Here is a 15,332-nt window from a genome sequence, read left to right as displayed (position 1 = left end):
GAGCGCAATGCGGTGAATTCGCGAGCCGCTCCCAATCCCGAATCTCCACTCCCCAATCCCGGCCTTCCAACCATGTCCCCCCTCGAACTCCTCGCCGTGCTGGTCAACGTGCTCGGCGTGTGGCTGACCGCGCGGCGGGTGCGCTGGTGCTGGCCGGTCAACGTCGTCGCCGTGCTGCTCTATGCGTGGCTGTTCTACCAATGGAAGCTGTACTCGGACATGCTGCTGCAGGGCGTCTACGTGTTCCTGCAGGGCTACGGTTGGTGGCGCTGGAGCCAGGGTCGGCTGGACCACGGAAAGGTCCATGTCGGTCCGCTGCCGCGGCGCGAAGGCGTGCGGTCGTTGCTGGCCGGCGCCGCCGGCGCGGCGCTGCTGGGCTGGCTGATGCATCGCTACACCGACGCCGCGCTGCCGTGGCTGGATGCGGCGCTGTCCGCCTTCAGCCTGGTCGCCAGTTTCTGGGCGGCGCGCAAACGCATCGCCAACTGGGGCCTGTGGATCGTGCTCGACTGCGTCTACGTCGGCGTCTTCGTCTACAAGGGGCTGTATCCCACCGCGGCGCTGTATGCCGGCTTCGTGGTACTGGCGGGGTACGGCCTGCGGCTGTGGCAGGCCGACCTGCAACGCGCGGGCGCTGCGCAGCCGGCGCCATGAGCCGGCGCATCCGCATGCGCCGCAATCGACGCAGACCGGCATCGGCGAGCAGGCCGGGACGGTCGTCATGACCGGCGCGCAAGAGGCGCAGACGGTTCATGCCAGCCTGCGCTAGCCCGGCGCGCCGGTCGCACCGCAGTGCCACGAGCGCACGCGGCATCGCTATGCTGGAGCATTCTCGATCCCGGGCATGCGCAGTGAGCGGAGCGTTGTGGAAGCGACTCCGGGTGACTTCCTGCCATTCGCCGCGACAGGCTTTGCAAGCGAGGCCTGTCGAGACTGCAGTCGCTCCCACAGGTTTCGTTGCCTGCGACCATGGGCAAGAAAAGTGCAGCATCGCCACGGAGACCCCATGCCCACGCCATTGAATCCCGCCACCGGTTTCGGCCAGCGCATCGTCGATGCGCTGCTGGCGCGCATCGCCGGCGGCGAATGGGCCGCGGACCAGCGCCTGCCGGTGGAGCGCGAACTGGCCGCGCTGTTCGGCTGCACCCGCATCACCTTGCGCGAGGCGCTGCAGCAACTCGAATCGGAAGGACATATCTACCGCGAGAACCGCCGTGGCTGGTTCGTCAGCGCGCCGCGCGTGCGCCACGACCCCACCAGCATCGCCGGCTTCATGCAGTACGTGGCCGCGCAGGGCGGCATGCCGCGTACCGAACTGCTTGGCGCGCGCCGCCAACCGGCCGGCGCCATGCTGGCGCGGCAGCTGGAACTGGACGATGCCGCTGAAGAGGTTTTCGTCCTGCAGCGCCGGCGCTGGATCGGCCGCCGCGCGGTGCTGCTGGAGACCAACGCGATCCTGGCCGTCTGGGCACCGACCTTGCTCGACTACGACCTGGCCGCTTCGCTCAGCGCCGTGCTCGCGCAGCGGCTGGGGTTGCGCCAGGCGCGCAGCCGGCTGTCGATGTATCCGGCCACGCTGGATGCCGAGCAGGCCGCGCTGCTGCAGTCCACCGCCGGCACGCCATGCTTCCGGCTGCAGCGGGTGAGCTACGCCGCCGACGGCCGCGCGGTGGAGTTCGACATCGAGTCCTGGCGCCACGACGTGCTGGAAGTGACGGTGGAGGTGCAGGCGCCGCCCGAGTAAGGCCTCGCTGGCGACACTGGCAGCGCAATGCGACCCACCAGGCGAGGCGCGAATGCGGGCAGCCGCCACAGCGCTCGCGCAGGTGCGAGGACACGTCGCAGCGATCGCGGGCGGACAGGCAATCTGCAGACCCGCGAGAAGAGCGATCTGCGCATGCCGCACGACACTTGGCACAAGGATGGGGCTCAGATCAACGGGCTCATTCTGCCGAGAAAGCGACCCGGACGTCGCCTCGGCCCAGAGCCTGGGCCAGGCCGGCGGGATCGTCCACCCGTCCCAGGCTGGTGTAGGTATACGACGAATGGAAGCTTTCGTAGAAGACGACCACCGTGCGCGTTCCATAGAGCATCAGATCGCCTTTCTGGATCGTCCCCGGTCGGCTCGCGCGAACGGGTAGCGCTTTCGCTAGGTCGGCATGTTTTTCGTTGCCGTTGAGTTCCGCCATGTCCAACGCCAGCGGGAGCTGGGCGGCGAACGCCCGGGCCGCAGAGGTATCGGCCAACGTGACGGCAAAGCGGCGTTCGCCGACGGTCATCCACATGTGCGTACCCTCCCATTTCGCGGACGCGCCACGCGCATCCTGAGCCATCGTCCCAAGCGCCTCGGACGGGTTCGCGGCGCACCCGGCAAGCGTCACCATGCCCAGCAACGCCACTGCCTCGCACAGGGGCCACCACCGTGCCAAGGCCCGCTGTTCGATGAGGGAGCGCAGTTTCAAGTGCACGGCATCGCTCCGGAGCAAACAGGTCGTCAAGCGGATGGCGCCACGGACGAACGCGACGCCATCAGGGACAGGAACGCGCCGAACAGCAGCAGCGCCGCACTCGCCACGAAGGTGCTTTCGTAGCCGCTGCGATCGAACAGCGCCCCGCCCACAGTCGAACCCAAGGCGATGGCGAGCTGGATCACCGCCACCATTAACCCACCACCCGCTTCGGCATCCGCCGGCATGGCGCGCGCGATCCAGCTCCACCAGCCCACCGGAGCCGCAGTCGCCAGCAACCCCCATAGCGCCAGCAGCGCGGCAACTGGCCATAGCCAGTGGGCCAAGGGGATGAGCGCCAGCGCGATCGTCGCCATGAGCACCGGAATGGCGGTCAGCGTGCGATACAGGCCGCGCTTGAGAACCGCCCCGATCACGAAGGTACCCACCAAGCCCGCCACACCTATCCCCAGCAGGATGAGCGAGAGCGTGGCCACCTCGACCCGCGTCGCCGTTTCAAGGAATGGCCGCAGGTAGATGAACAATGCGAACTGTCCCATGAAGAACGCAGCACAGGCCGCCATGCCCAACGCGATATGTCGGCTTCTAAGCAGGCGGAAGACGTTGCCGGCGCCGGCCCTGCGTTCGGCGGCCATGGCCGGCAAGCTTGCCCACTGCCACACAAAGGCGATGGCGGCCACCGGAATCAGGCAGAGGAAGGTACCGCGCCAGCCGACGACCGCGCCCAGGTAGCTGCCCAGCGGCGCGGCGATCACCGTGGCCAACGCGTTGCCGCCGTTGAAGATGGACAAGGCGCGCGGCACCTGCGCGAGCGGCACAAGGCGCATGGCGGTGGCCGCAGACATCGACCAGAAACCGCCGATGACCACGCCGATGAGCGCGCGGCCGAGCATGTAGATCGGATAGTTCGGCGCCATCGCGATGATCGCGCCGGACACAGCCATCGCGCCGGTCAGTCCAAGCAACAGCGTCCTGCGGTCCATGCTGCCGGCCAGCGCAGGGATGGACAGGCTGGTGAGCACCGCGAATGCACCGGAGATGGCGATGCCATATCCCACCAGGCCTTCGCTGACGCCAAGGTCGGTCGCCATCGGCGTCAGCAGACTGACGGGCATGAATTCCGATGCGATCAGCGCGAACACGCACAGCGTCATGGCGAAAACGCCGCTCCAGTTGGCCAACTGCGTTGTCGCGGCGCGTTCGATGCCGCCCACCGACGTGCTTGTTGGAGCGCCTGTCATGGCGTTGTGTCCTGCGGCTCGCCGGCCGGCCTGGGTGCTTCAAAGGAGAGGACAGCGCGCATGCTCATAGCGCGTATCCCGAGGATTGGGTGCCGCTTGGCGCACCGCCATTGCCAGGCAGCACATTCCCGCAGGAAGACAGCGCCACTGCGGCGGCCAGATGTGTTCATGCCGATGTTCCTCTGATTGCCAACGACAGCCGCTGCGCCAAAACCGCACGCCGTTATTGCAGATGCTGTTTGAAGAAAGCCGTCAGCTTGTCGAACGGAATGAGGTCGACCCGGTCATAGAGATCCACATGCCCGGCGCCCTTCACCCACACCAGCTCCTTGGGCTGGCCCGCCAGGCGATAGGCGTCCTCGCTGAATTCCTTCGAGTGCGCCCGGTCACCGGCGATGAACAGCATCGGACGCGGCGAGATCGTCTCGATGTCATTGAACGGGTAGAAGTTCATGAACTTGACCAGGCTGCTGAGCATGGGCTTGGTCGTGTTCTCCGCCGACTGCCCTTTGGGCGTGTATTGGCCACGCGCAGTGCGATAGAAGTCGTAGAACTCGCGCTGGATGTCGGGTGTATTTTCGTCCAGTTCGTTGACCGTTCCTGGGATGTATTTGATGTCGCCGCCGGTGAACTCGGCGAAGCGCTGATCGATGGCCGACCGGATGATCTCCTTGCGCTGCGCAAGGGTGGTGGACTTGTTAAGGCCGTCGCGGACGGCGGCGCCCATGTCGTACATGCTCACGGTGGCGATGGCTTTCATCCGCGGATCGATCTTGGCTGCGCTGATGACGAAGCTGCCGCTGCCGCAGATGCCGAGGACGCCGATCCGGTCCGGATCCACGATGGCCTGGGTGCCGAGGAAGTCCACTGCCGCGCTGAAATCGTCGGCATAGATTTCCGGGGCCACCAGGTGGCCCGGTTCGCCCTCGCTCTCGCCCCAGAACGACAGATCGAGAGACAGCGTGACGAAGCCCTGCTCGGCCATCTTGGTGGCGTAGAGGTTGGCGCTCTGCTCCTTCACCGCTCCCATCGGATGGCCGACCACGATTGCCGCATGACGGACGCTGCGATCCAGATTCTTCGGCACGAACAAGTTGCCCGCCACCTGCATCCGGTACTGGTTCTTGAACGTGACTTTCTGCACCGTCACCTGGTCGCTGGCGTAGAAGTTGTTGGCGCCATGGGACATGTCCGCTCCTGTTGCGGCAAGGGGGCTGATCAGAAGCGCAAGCAGCGCGATGATCTTGTTCATGGGGTTCTCCACGTTGAAAAGGAATGTTGCCGTTCCCGCGCCATCAGTCAGGCGCCCAGCGTGGCGGTGTCGATCACGAAGCGGTATTTGACGTCGCCTTCGAGCATTCGCGCATAGGCCTGCTCGATCTGATCGGCACGGATGAGCTCGATGTCGGCCACGATTCCGTGCTGGGCGCAGAAGTCGAGCATCTCCTGGGTTTCCGCAATGCCGCCGATCATCGAACCGGCCAACGTGCGGCGCTTGGTGATGAAGTTGAATACTCCCGGCGACGGGTGCGGGCTGGCAGGCGCACCGACCAGCACCATCGCGGCATCGCGCTTGAGCAGGACCAGGAAGGCGTCCAGATCGTGCGGCGCGGCCACCGTGTCGACAATCAGATCGAAGCTCTTGGCATGCACGGCCATGTCTTCAACGTCGCGGGACACCACCACCGCGTCGGCGCCCAACGCCAGCGCGGCTTCGCGCTTGGACTCGGAAGTGGTGAACGCCACCACGTGGGCGCCCATGGCATGGGCGAGCTTGATGCCCATGTGGCCCAGGCCGCCGATGCCCACGACGCCTACCTTCTTTCCCGGACCCGCATTCCAGTGCCGCAGTGGCGAATAGGTGGTGATACCGGCGCACAGCAAAGGAGCCACCGCCGCCAGCTGTTCCTGCGGATGGCGCACGCGCAGCACATAGCGCTCGTGCACGACGATCTGCTGCGAGTAGCCGCCCAGCGTCCAGCCAGGGGCGTCGGCCGTCGCGAAGTTGTAGGTGCCGACCATGTCATCGCAGTAGTTTTCGAGGCCGTCGGCGCAGTCCTCACACTGCTTGCAGCTGTCCACGATGCAACCGATGCCGACCAGGTCGCCCGCCTGGAAGCCATCGACGTGCGCGCCGACGGCGCAGACCCGCCCGACGATCTCGTGGCCGGGCACGCAGGGGAACTGGGTGCCAGCCCATTCGGCACGGACTTGGTGGAGATCAGAGTGACACACGCCGCAGAACGCGATGTCGATCTGCACGTCATGCGGGCCCGGGGCGCGACGGGCGATGTCCATCGGCTCCAGGGGTTTGTCGCCGGCGTAGGCGCCGTAGGCTCGAACAGGCATGGGAAGGATCCAGCGGGGGAGTGCAGCCATTCTGCCGACGCGGGATCAGCTTTATTAGATGATCAATGCTTGTATGAGCTATTAGTCGCTCTAATCAATAAGCCGTGGCACCATGGGTTCCATGGCGCGACGCAACCTCAACGACCTGTTTGCTTTTGTCTCCGTGGCCCGCGAGGGAAGCTTCACCCGCGCCGCCGCGGTGCTCGGCGTGACCCAATCGGCCTTGAGCCAAGCCATCAAGGCCTTGGAAGAGCGGCTGGAAATCCGCCTTCTGACCCGCACCACGCGCAGCGTGTCCCCCACACCTGCCGGCGCAAGGTTGCTCCAGGCCATCGGCAATCGTTTCGATGAGATCGAGTCCGAGCTGGACGCGCTGACGGCGATGCGGGACAAGCCTGCCGGTTCCGTCCGCATCACCAGTGGCGACCATATCCTGCGGACGCTGCTATTGCCCAAGTTGATGCCGGTGATGCATCGCTACCCGGATATCAACATCGAGTTCGATGTCGCTTACGGATTTCGGGACATCGTGGCGGATCGCTTTGATGCCGGCGTGCGATTGGGCGAGAGCATCGACAAGGACATGATCGCGCTCCCCATCGGCCCGAAGCTCAGGATGGCGGCGGTCGCATCGCCGGCCTACTTTGAGACCCACCCTGTTCCGAAGTCCCCTGAAGACCTGACCAAGCACCGCTGCATCAATATCCGCTTCCCTACCCACGGCGGCCTGTATGTGTGGGAGTTCGAGCGTCGCGGGCGGCAGATGAACGTCCGGGTCGAGGGGCAGGCGACCTTCAACACCTCCCCGCATATGGTGATCGCCGCGCTCGATGGACTGGGCATCGCGTTCTTGCCGGAAGAAGAGTTCGCCCCGCACCTCGAAGAGGGACGCTTGGTCCGCGTGCTCGAAAATTGGTGCCCGCCCTTTCCGGGCTACCACCTGTACTACCCGAGCCGCCGACAGCCTTCGCCCGCGTTCTCGATCGTGGTGGACGCGCTGCGGTTATAGCCAGGCCACGCGCCGCGGCTAGTCCGCGTCGAACAGCGCGCGCTGCGGGTCCGGCGGCGGCAGCTCGGCGTACAGGCGCTGCAGGTCCTCGCGGCGCGCGCGCAGCGGATCGTGCATCAGGAATCCTGCCAGGCGCGCATGCCAGGCCGGCCAGCGCGTGGCCAGCGCGTCCATGTCGCCGTCGGCGGCGCGGCCCTCGCCGCTGCGCGCGACGTAGGCGGTTTCGCACAGCACGTTGCGCCAGCCGAGTCCGGCCATGCGCAGCGACAGGTCGGTCAGCGCCGCGTACCAGGAGCCGTAGCTGCTCGCGTCCAGGCCGCCGGCGCGCTGCCGCGCTGCGCCGCGCAGGACCACCGCGTGGCACACCGCCGCCGGCAGTTCCGGATGCAGCGGCGGCAGCGCCGCACACGCGCGGGCCAGGCGCTCGCCATCCTCGGGCACCGGATTGATCTCGCCCAGCCGCGGCCAGGCGCAGGCTTCGCCGGCGTTGCTCCACGGCGTGGCGCTGGCGATGGCGGCATCGCGCGCCAGGCATGCGCTCAGTTGCTGTAGCCAACCGGGCAGCGGCTGCGCGTCGGCGGCCAGCACCACCACGTCGGCACCGGCGCAGGCGCGCAGCATCTCGTCCAAATGCGCGACCTCGCCGAGCATGCGCGGGCGCCGGGTGTAGTCAGCCTGCAGCCGGGTGCGCGCCAACCAGGCCTCGATCACCCGGATGCCACGCGGCCCGGACTGCGCGTCGTCGGCCAGCCATACGCGAGTGCCAGCCGGGGTATGCGTTTCAAGTGCGCCCAGGCACGCGTCCAGCGCCGCGTCATCGACGCCGACTGGCAACAGCACGATGGGCAAGCTCACCGTTGCCTACTTCTTGCCCGAAGCCGGCAGCGGCTGCATCACCTTGAATTTCTGCCCATACTCGTCGGTGAGATTGCGCGCTTCCTGGGGGTTGCGCACGATCGTCGGGGTCAGCAGCACGATCACTTCGTTGCGGGTCTTGTCCTGCGACTTCTGCCCGAACAGAGCCCCGACCACGGGCAGCTTGCTCAGAATCGGAACGCCATTGCTGCCGTCGCTGGTCCTGTCACTGATCAGACCGGCGAGCATGATGGTGTCCCCGCTCTGTACTGCGGCTTCGGTCTTGACCCGACGCGTATTGATGTCCACGTTGCACGCCGAACTGTTGACCACCGTGGTGGTACCGCTACACGCCGCCGGGCGCGTGCTCGGCGTGCTGACTTCCTGCACGATATCCAGGAACACCATGCCGTCCTTGGTCACGCGCGGGCGCACCTTCAGGATCACGCCGGTGTCGATGTACTGCACCGACGAATAGCTGGTGTCGCTGCCGATGCCGGTGTTGATCGAGGTCGAGTTGATCGGGATGCGCGTGCCCACGTTGAGGGTGGCCTCGGCGTTGTTGCGCACGAACACCGACGGTGTCTGCAGCAGCTTGACATCAGTCACTTGGTCCAGCGCGGTGATCACAGCCGCGGCGTTCTTGCCGAGGAAGGTCCAGCCCAGACCGCTGCTGGTGATCTTGCCGGCGATATCGCCCCAGATGTTGCGTCCCGCCGCGTTGGGCAGATTGGCGCCACCACCGATACCGATATTGGCGGCGTCGCCGGCGGCGCTCACGGCTTGCTCGAAGAACCAGTTCACGCCGTATTGCAACTGCCCGACCAGGCTGACCTCGGCCACCTGCGCCTCGATGTGCACCTGCATCGGCATCACGTCGAGCTTCTCGACCACGTCGCGGATCGAGCGCCACGACTGCGGCGTGGCGCGCACCAGCAAGGTGTTGGTCTCCTCCACCGCCGACACGCCGACCTTGTCGCCCTGCACTTCCAGGGTCACGCTGCCGTTGCCGGGGGTGCGCTGCGACAGCTGCAGGCTGCCGTTGCCCAGTCCGCCGCTGCTGCCACTGCCGGACGAAGAGCTGCTGCCCGAGGAGAAGCTGTCGCCGCCGCTGCCGTTGAGGCTGCCGCTCCCGCCCAGGCCGCCGTCGCTGCTGCCGTTGAAGCCGCCGCCGCTCATCTGGCTCAACTGCGTGCCCGGCATCAGCGAGGCGCTGGAATCGCCGCGGTTGCCGCCGGCGCCGAACACCTCGGCCAGGCGGTCGGCCAGGTCCTTGGCCTTGATGTATTTCAGTTCGTAGGAGAACAGGCGGCTGCCGCCGCCGGCGCTGTCGATGCGGTCCAGCCATTCCTGGATCTGGTCCAGGTAGCGCGCCTGCGGAGTGATCACCAGCACCGCGTTGGCGTTCTCCAGCGGCATGAAACGGAACATGCCGGCGCTGGGGGTCTTGCTGTTCTCGCCGAACACCTTCTCCAGGTCGGCGGCGACCTGCTCGGCCTTGCCCGACTGGATCGGGAACACGCCCACCGACATGCCCGACAGCCAGTCCACGTCGAAGATCTGCACCGTGCGCAGGTAGTTTTCCAGCTCGGCGCGGGTGCCGCCGAGGGTGATGACGTTGCGCGAGCCGTCGATGCCGACGATCGCGTTCGGCCGCGCGTATGGCTCCAGCACCTTCTTCATCTCGCTGGCGGAAATGAACTTCAACGGCACCACCCGTACCTCGAAGCCGCGCGCGCTGGCCGGCGAGGCGGTGCTCGGCGCGACCGTGCCGGCCAGGGCCTGGTCGGCGGGCACGATGTTGTAGCGGCCGCCGCTGTAGACCATGCGCGCGTTGTTCCAGCCCAGCACCATCTCCAGCAGGTTCAGCGCCTGCGCCGGCGACACCGGCTTGGGCGTGGCCAGGGTCACCGTGCCCTGCACGCCCGGCGCGATCACGTAGTTCTGCCCGAGCATGTCGCCGAGGATCGCCTTGACCACCGCGTGCACCGACTCGCCTTCGAAGTTGAAGGTGGCGCTGCCGCTGCTGGCGTTGGCCAGCGACGGCGCCGGTGCGGCGGCGGCGCCGGAATTGATCATGGCGCCGCTGCCGCGGCGGATCACCGGAGCGACGCGCTCCGGCAGGTCGTTGGGATCGGCCGCGCCGGCCGGCCCGCCGGGCGTGCTGCTGGTGCTGCTGGTGCTGCCGGCGGCGCCGACGGCGGGATTGATCGCGGCGCCGCGGCGGACGTCCGGCGAGGGCGTGGTGGCGCAGCCGGCCACCAGGCCGATCGCGAGGAACAGGGAAAACAAGCGCGGCGTCATGCGATCACTCTAAGGGTTCTGGCCGGGGGGAGTGCCGTTCTGGCGTTGTTGCTGCAACTGCCGGCGGCGGGCTTCGATACGTTCGCGGATGGCTTGCAACTGTTGCGACGACGGCGCCGGCGCGGCGGCCGGTTCGCTCGGCGGCGGCGCATTGCCCGCTGCGTTCGACGGCGGCGGCGGCACGGCGGGATTGATCGCGGCATTGCTGACAGGCGCGTTGACGGCGGGCGCGGCCACCGGCGGCGGCAGCGGCGGCATGCCCGGCGGACGCGCGCCCTGGCCGAGCACGGTCGGCGGCTGCCCGCCCTTGCCGTCGAACACCTGCAGCTCCAGCGTCTGCGTGCCGCTGCCGCCGCTGACCACCGCGCGGCGCGGTTCCAGCGACAGCAACCGCCAACCCTTCACCGGATCGCTGCCTTGCTGCAGGCGCAGCGATTCGCCCTGCTCGGTGGTCAGCGTGGCCATCTTGAAGGTGTCGGTGAGCAGCACGCCGGTCAGGCGCACGCTGGGCGCGGCGGCCTGGCCGTTATCGGCGCTGAGGAAGAACGGATGCGGCCGACGGTCTTCGGCGAACACCGGGCGCGCGGCGATCTCGGCGTAGCGCGAATACTCGCCCAGGCGCTCGCCGGCCGCCGCCGGCAAGGCCGGCAGGCGCTGGGTCATGGCCGGATCGTCGGGCAGCGGCTCGATCCGCTGGCCAAGGCCAGCCACGCCCAGCACCCACACCAGCAGGCCCCACAGCGCCAGCGTCGCCAGCCACACGCTGCGCAGGCCGATCGCTTCAATGCGCATGCGCGCCCCCCTCTTGCTGCGGCTGCGGCGACGCGGCGGCGTCCGGCATGGGCGACGGCGCTGCCGCAGGCGCCGGCTCGCTCGGCCCGGGGCCGGCAGGCGTGCCGGCATCCATCACCGGTGCGCCCGGCGGCGGCGCAGGACTGCCCGGCGTTGGCGCCGCGGGCGACGGTGGCGTGCCCGCTGCCGCGGGCGGCGCCGGCATCGCGTTCGGGCGCAGATAGCCGGCCAATTCGAAGGCCACGTCCAGGCCGTTGCCGCTCTCGCCCGGCGACAGCTGGTAGCGCTGCGCCATTACGTTGAGGTTGTCGACGAACAGCGCCGGGGTGCCGCTTTCCAGCGCATGCAGCACCGTCGCCAGTTCCGGCGTGCCGCAGCGCAGCCGCACCTGCACCGCGACACGGGTGAAACGGTCGCGGCGGTTGTCGGCGGCCAGCGGCGACCGATTGCTGATCGCGCAGCTGCGGTTGCCGGGACTGGCGGTGGCCACCGCGCTTTCCAGGCGCTGCACCAGGCCGGCCGAGGCCAGCTCGGCCGAGGGCTCGCGCAGGAAGCCCGGGCGCTCGGCCAGCTCGCGTTGCGCCTGTTGCAGGCGCTGCGCCACCTGCGGCGCCTGCTGCAACTGCATGCGCACGCGCAGTTCGCGCTGGCGCAGTTCCTGGATCTGCGCCTCCACCTCGCGCATCGGCAGCGTCCACCACGGATGCACCAGCACCAGATAGCCCAGCCCCAGCACCGCCAGCAGCAGGCCCAGCGCCAGCCAGCGGTCGCGCTTATCGACCTGCACCGGCATCGGCGGCCTCCTTGCGCTTGGTCCCGGCCAGTTCGGCGGTCAGGGTGAAACGGTCGCGATGGCTGCCCGGATCGGCCTGCAGCACGCCGGTCAGCGACGGCGTGCGCCACAGCGGCGAGCCTTCCAGGCGCCCGACCAGCGAGGACGCTTCGCTGCTGAGTCCGATCAGCTGCAACTGATCGCCCTCCACCGAGAACTTCTCCAGGTAGGTGCCCTCGGGCAGGCGCTTGCTCAGTTCGTTCCAGATTTCCAGCGAGGTCGGGCGCTCGGCGCGCAACTGATCGAAGAACGCCGCGCCTTCGACCAGATCGACCAGTTGCTGGCGCTGCGCGGCCACGCCGCGCGCGCGCTGCGCGCCGTTGTCCACCTGCGCGCGCAGCTGCTCGAGCGCGTCGCGGCGGTTGTCCAGCAACTGCCAGCCGGCGGCGAACAGCGCCAGCAGCGCGGTCGCGGCGAGGATCGCATTCCAGCGCCGCATCGGATCGGCGCGGCGATAGCGCTGCTCCGGCGGCAGCAGGTTCACGCCCAGCGGCGCGCCGTCGGCGCCGGCCACGTCGACCCCGGCCAGGGTCGGACGCAGCGCACCGGCGCTGGCGTGCAGGTCCTCCAGCACGCGGCGCGGCGCCACCACCAGTTCGGCGTCGAGTTGCGCATCGTCGCGGCGCGCGCCAAGGCGCACGTCGTAGACCACCTGGTCGGCCTGGAACGGCGTCTGCCGGTCGATCTCGAACCTGACCACGTCGCGCAGGTGATCGGCGGCGGCGGCCGGCAGGCGCAGCGTGCGCTGCAGCGCCGAGTGCGCCGGCAACAGCCAGGCCCGCGGCAACGCCGCCAGGCGCGGTCCGAGCACGGCATCCAGGTCCGCCGGCGACAGCGGCCACGGCAATGCCAGCGGCGCGCCCAGTTCGGCACCGAGCTGGCGGGCGACCAGCAGCTGCTCGCCGTCGCGCCACAGCAGCAGCCGCGCCTGCGACCAGCCCAACTGCAGCTGCCAGCGCGGCGGCAGCCACGCCATCAGCGACCGCTGCCACCAGGCCAGCAGGCCGCCGGCACCGGGCGTCATGCGCACGCCGAACTTCTCCATTGTGTCGCGCCACGCAGTCATCGAACGGTCGATCCTTCTTCCCATCGCAGCACAGTGTAGGCGGAGCCCGGTAGCGCCGACGAGCCTGGGCGCACCACTGCGCGCAGCACGGCCTCGCGTCCGGCCGCCAATCGCGCGCGGCTTTCGATGCTGTAGGTGCCGCCGCCCCCGCCGATCGGCGCGGCCTGCGCCGGGTCGTTGCGCTCGCGTTGCGCCAGCACCTGCTGCGCGTCCAGGCCGAGTGCGGTCAGCACCGGCGCCGGCGCGAAATCCGGCGCCGGGCGCGAGATGCCGCTGTACAGGGTCAGGTTCGGCAGCAGCTTGGCGTACAGGTCGGCATCCATGCCCAGCACCAGCTGCAGCTCGGCCAGGCTCTCGAACGGCGTGTCCTTGGCCCCGTACGGGCGGCCTTCGGCGGCGTAGTCCGGGTCCTCGGCGCCGCCGTTGGGCTGGCTGAGGTTGTCCGGATCGCGCCAGTCCACGATCGCCGCGGCGATCCGGTCGGCGCGCTGCGGATCTCCGCCGACCGCGCGCACCAGCGCCGCCAGCAGCGGCGCGTCGGCCAGGTTCAGGTCGACCTTGCCGCTCTCGTCGGTGATGCGCAGGTCGACCGTGGCGTCTTCGTACTGCCAGCGGTAGCGGCGCCCGTCCGCGCGCCAGCCCGGCTGCGTCGGCGTGCCGGCGAGCCGGGTCAGCGCGTATTCGAGTCCGGCGCGGGCGCGCTCCTGCGCTGCCGCGCCGTCGCCCAGCACCTTGCCCTGCAGGCCTTCGGTGCGCGCGGTCAGCGCGAACGCGCCGATCAGCGCGGTCAGCAGCGCGATCAGCCACAGCACCAGCACCAGCGCCGCGCCGCGCGCCGGGTTCGGCGCCGCGCTCATTGCCGCGCCTCCGCACTGCCGGCCTGGCGCAACGCCACCACCAGCGGCGGCCAGACCATGCCGTCGTCGCTGCTCAGTTCGATCGACACCAGCAGCGGCAACTGGTCGGTCTTCTCCCAGCGCTCCTGCCAGGGGCCGATGCTGCCGCGCTCCGGATCGATCCCGCGGTAGCGGAAGCGCACCTGGCGCAGGCCCTCGGCCAGCGGCTCGGGCGCACGCGGCTTTTCTTCGGCGATCTGCTTGCCGGCCTGCACCTGCACCAGCGCGATCGCCAGGCGTTGCTGGCCGGCGTCGCCGCTGACGCTGAGGTCGTGCAGGTAGGGGCCGCCGCGGCCCAGGTAGTCGGGAAGATCGGCGACGAACTGCATGCGCTGCGGCTCGCCGACGAAGCGCACCGGCTGCAGGGTGCGGCTGTCGATGTCCAGCGCCATCGCCTGGGCGCCGCTCAGGCGCCGGCGCAGGAACCCCTCGACCGCGCGCATGCGCTCGCTGCGCCCGGCGATGCTCTCGCCGCGGCCGCTGATCGCGGTGGCCGAGCGCAGCGTGGCGAAGGCCAGGGTCAGGCCGCCGACCAGCAGCACCGTGGCCAGCAGCACTTCGATCAGGGTGAAGCCGCGCGCAGCGGCGCGGCCCGGCGCGCGGCTCATTGCGGCACCCCGTTGTTCTGCGCGCTGACCAGGCGCAGCGTCTTCCACTGCAACGCCTGCGCCGGCGCATCGCCCCAGCGCACCTGCAGGTTCAGTTGCAGCAACGTCGGCGCGCCGGGCGCCATGGTCGTGTCCGGCGGCCGCCGCGCATCGACGTACGGCGCCACGTCCAGGGTCCAGCGATAGCGGCCCTGCTCGAAACTGCCCTGCTCGCGGCCCGGCTGCAGCGGCTGCTCCACGCCCTGCGCGGCCAACAGCGATTGCGCGTACAGCGTGGCGCGGCTGAGCTGCTCGGCGCGCTTGACCTGGCGCGCGGCGCCGGACAGCGAGCCGAGCAGCAGGGTCAACGCCAGCGCCAGCAGCGCGAACGCCACGATCACCTCGATCAGCGTGTAGCCGCGCTGCGCCTTCATGGCATGCCCTGCTGCGGCGGACGCCCGACCCTGACCTCGCCGGTCAGCCAGGCCACGTCGATGCGCCAGCTGGCGCTGCGCGCCTGCAGTTCGATGCGCCCGCCGGTGGCGGCGCCGTCCTCGAAGAACTGGATCGCGCCTTCGTCCTGCCGCCGCTGCGCCTCGCGCGCGCCGCTGAAGCGCACCGTCAGCGACGGCGGGATCTCGCCGTGGCGGCCGTTGGGCGCCTGCCAGCGATGCGCCTGCGGATCGATCAGGAAGCGCTGCGGCTGGCCGGTGGCGATCGCCTGCGCCCGCGTGTAGCGCAGTTGCGAGGCGATCTCCTTGGCCGACGAACGCAGGCGCATGCCGTCGATGCCGCCGGTCAGGACCGACGCGGCCAGCACCGCGGCGATCGCGATCAGTCCCACCACCAGCAGCATCTCCAGCAGCGACACGCCGCGCATGCGCGCACGCGCCGCGACGGCGCGCGCTGGCGCACCGCGGCAGTGAGCGCGGG

At 69.2% G+C, this 15,332-nt stretch carries 16 protein-coding genes; 3 read left to right on the top strand and 13 right to left on the bottom strand.

From position 1 onward, the window contains the following. The first annotated feature begins 72 nt into the window (after positions 1-72). Positions 73-654: a nicotinamide riboside transporter PnuC gene (pnuC, locus tag NUG20_RS04300; protein WP_263397220.1), complete on the top strand. Its 582-nt coding sequence runs from the start codon at positions 73-75 to the stop codon at positions 652-654. A 352-nt stretch (positions 655-1,006) separates the two neighbouring features. Further along, complete coding sequence (locus NUG20_RS04295; protein ID WP_263397219.1) at positions 1,007-1,744, top strand: UTRA domain-containing protein; 738 nt, start codon at positions 1,007-1,009, stop codon at positions 1,742-1,744. Positions 1,745-1,943: 199 nt separating this feature from the next. On the opposite strand, the gene NUG20_RS04290 is transcribed toward NUG20_RS04295, so the two are convergent. The 4 genes from NUG20_RS04290 to NUG20_RS04275 all read right to left on the bottom strand — a co-directional run bounded on the left by NUG20_RS04290 (position 1,944) and on the right by NUG20_RS04275 (position 6,058). Next, a complete protein-coding gene (locus NUG20_RS04290; RefSeq protein WP_263397218.1) occupies positions 1,944-2,468 on the bottom strand; it encodes a cyclophilin-like fold protein in 525 nt (174 codons plus the stop codon). Between the two features lie 26 nt (positions 2,469-2,494). Continuing rightward, positions 2,495-3,709, bottom strand: coding sequence for an MFS transporter (locus NUG20_RS04285; RefSeq protein WP_263397217.1), 1,215 nt, complete (start codon positions 3,707-3,709; stop codon positions 2,495-2,497). Between the two features lie 223 nt (positions 3,710-3,932). Further along, positions 3,933-4,961, bottom strand: coding sequence for an alpha/beta hydrolase (locus NUG20_RS04280; protein ID WP_263397216.1), 1,029 nt, complete (start codon positions 4,959-4,961; stop codon positions 3,933-3,935). A gap of 47 nt (positions 4,962-5,008) precedes the next feature. Then, on the bottom strand, positions 5,009-6,058 hold the full coding sequence (locus tag NUG20_RS04275) for an NAD(P)-dependent alcohol dehydrogenase (protein ID WP_263397215.1): 1,050 nt from the start codon (positions 6,056-6,058) through the stop codon (positions 5,009-5,011). A 121-nt stretch (positions 6,059-6,179) separates the two neighbouring features. On the opposite strand from NUG20_RS04275, the gene NUG20_RS04270 reads away from it, so the two are divergent. Then, positions 6,180-7,067, top strand: a complete 888-nt coding sequence (locus tag NUG20_RS04270; protein WP_263397214.1) for a LysR family transcriptional regulator — start codon at positions 6,180-6,182, stop codon at positions 7,065-7,067. An 18-nt stretch (positions 7,068-7,085) separates the two neighbouring features. Here NUG20_RS04270 and NUG20_RS04265 read toward each other — a convergent pair whose 3' ends face one another. Genes NUG20_RS04265 through NUG20_RS04225 form a run of 9 tightly spaced genes read right to left on the bottom strand, consistent with a single transcriptional unit; the run spans position 7,086 to position 15,279 of the window. Next, the gene (locus NUG20_RS04265) at positions 7,086-7,922 is read right to left on the bottom strand and encodes a glycosyltransferase family 2 protein (RefSeq protein WP_263397213.1); all 837 of its coding nucleotides are present in this window, start codon (positions 7,920-7,922) and stop codon (positions 7,086-7,088) included. A gap of 6 nt (positions 7,923-7,928) precedes the next feature. Further along, positions 7,929-10,226 (bottom strand): type II secretion system secretin GspD, encoded by a 2,298-nt coding sequence (gene gspD, locus NUG20_RS04260; protein ID WP_263397212.1) that lies wholly within the window; start codon positions 10,224-10,226, stop codon positions 7,929-7,931. A gap of 9 nt (positions 10,227-10,235) precedes the next feature. Beyond that, positions 10,236-11,018: a type II secretion system protein XpsN gene (gene xpsN / locus NUG20_RS04255; protein WP_263397211.1), complete on the bottom strand. Its 783-nt coding sequence runs from the start codon at positions 11,016-11,018 to the stop codon at positions 10,236-10,238. After that, entirely contained in the window at positions 11,008-11,811 is an 804-nt protein-coding gene (gspM, locus tag NUG20_RS04250) for a type II secretion system protein GspM (protein ID WP_263397210.1), read from the bottom strand. The genes xpsN and gspM overlap by 11 nt, the downstream gene beginning before the upstream one ends. After that, complete coding sequence (locus tag NUG20_RS04245; protein ID WP_263397209.1) at positions 11,792-12,916, bottom strand: PilN domain-containing protein; 1,125 nt, start codon at positions 12,914-12,916, stop codon at positions 11,792-11,794. The genes gspM and NUG20_RS04245 overlap by 20 nt, the downstream gene beginning before the upstream one ends. Beyond that, positions 12,913-13,773 (bottom strand): type II secretion system minor pseudopilin, encoded by an 861-nt coding sequence (locus tag NUG20_RS04240; RefSeq protein ID WP_263397208.1) that lies wholly within the window; start codon positions 13,771-13,773, stop codon positions 12,913-12,915. The genes NUG20_RS04245 and NUG20_RS04240 overlap by 4 nt, the downstream gene beginning before the upstream one ends. Next, positions 13,770-14,420, bottom strand: coding sequence for a type II secretion system protein J (locus tag NUG20_RS04235; RefSeq protein WP_263397207.1), 651 nt, complete (start codon positions 14,418-14,420; stop codon positions 13,770-13,772). Before NUG20_RS04235 ends, NUG20_RS04240 begins: the two co-directional genes overlap by 4 nt. Then, positions 14,417-14,833, bottom strand: coding sequence for a type II secretion system protein XpsI (locus NUG20_RS04230; protein ID WP_263397206.1), 417 nt, complete (start codon positions 14,831-14,833; stop codon positions 14,417-14,419). Before NUG20_RS04230 ends, NUG20_RS04235 begins: the two co-directional genes overlap by 4 nt. Continuing rightward, positions 14,830-15,279 (bottom strand): type II secretion system protein XpsH, encoded by a 450-nt coding sequence (locus tag NUG20_RS04225; RefSeq protein ID WP_263397205.1) that lies wholly within the window; start codon positions 15,277-15,279, stop codon positions 14,830-14,832. Before NUG20_RS04225 ends, NUG20_RS04230 begins: the two co-directional genes overlap by 4 nt. Between the last annotated feature and the right edge of the window lie 53 nt (positions 15,280-15,332).

It is taken from the genome of Xanthomonas sp. CFBP 8443 (genome assembly GCF_025666195.1).
GTDB lineage: Bacteria > Pseudomonadota > Gammaproteobacteria > Xanthomonadales > Xanthomonadaceae > Xanthomonas_A.
This window is presented reverse-complemented; position numbering and strand designations above follow the sequence as displayed.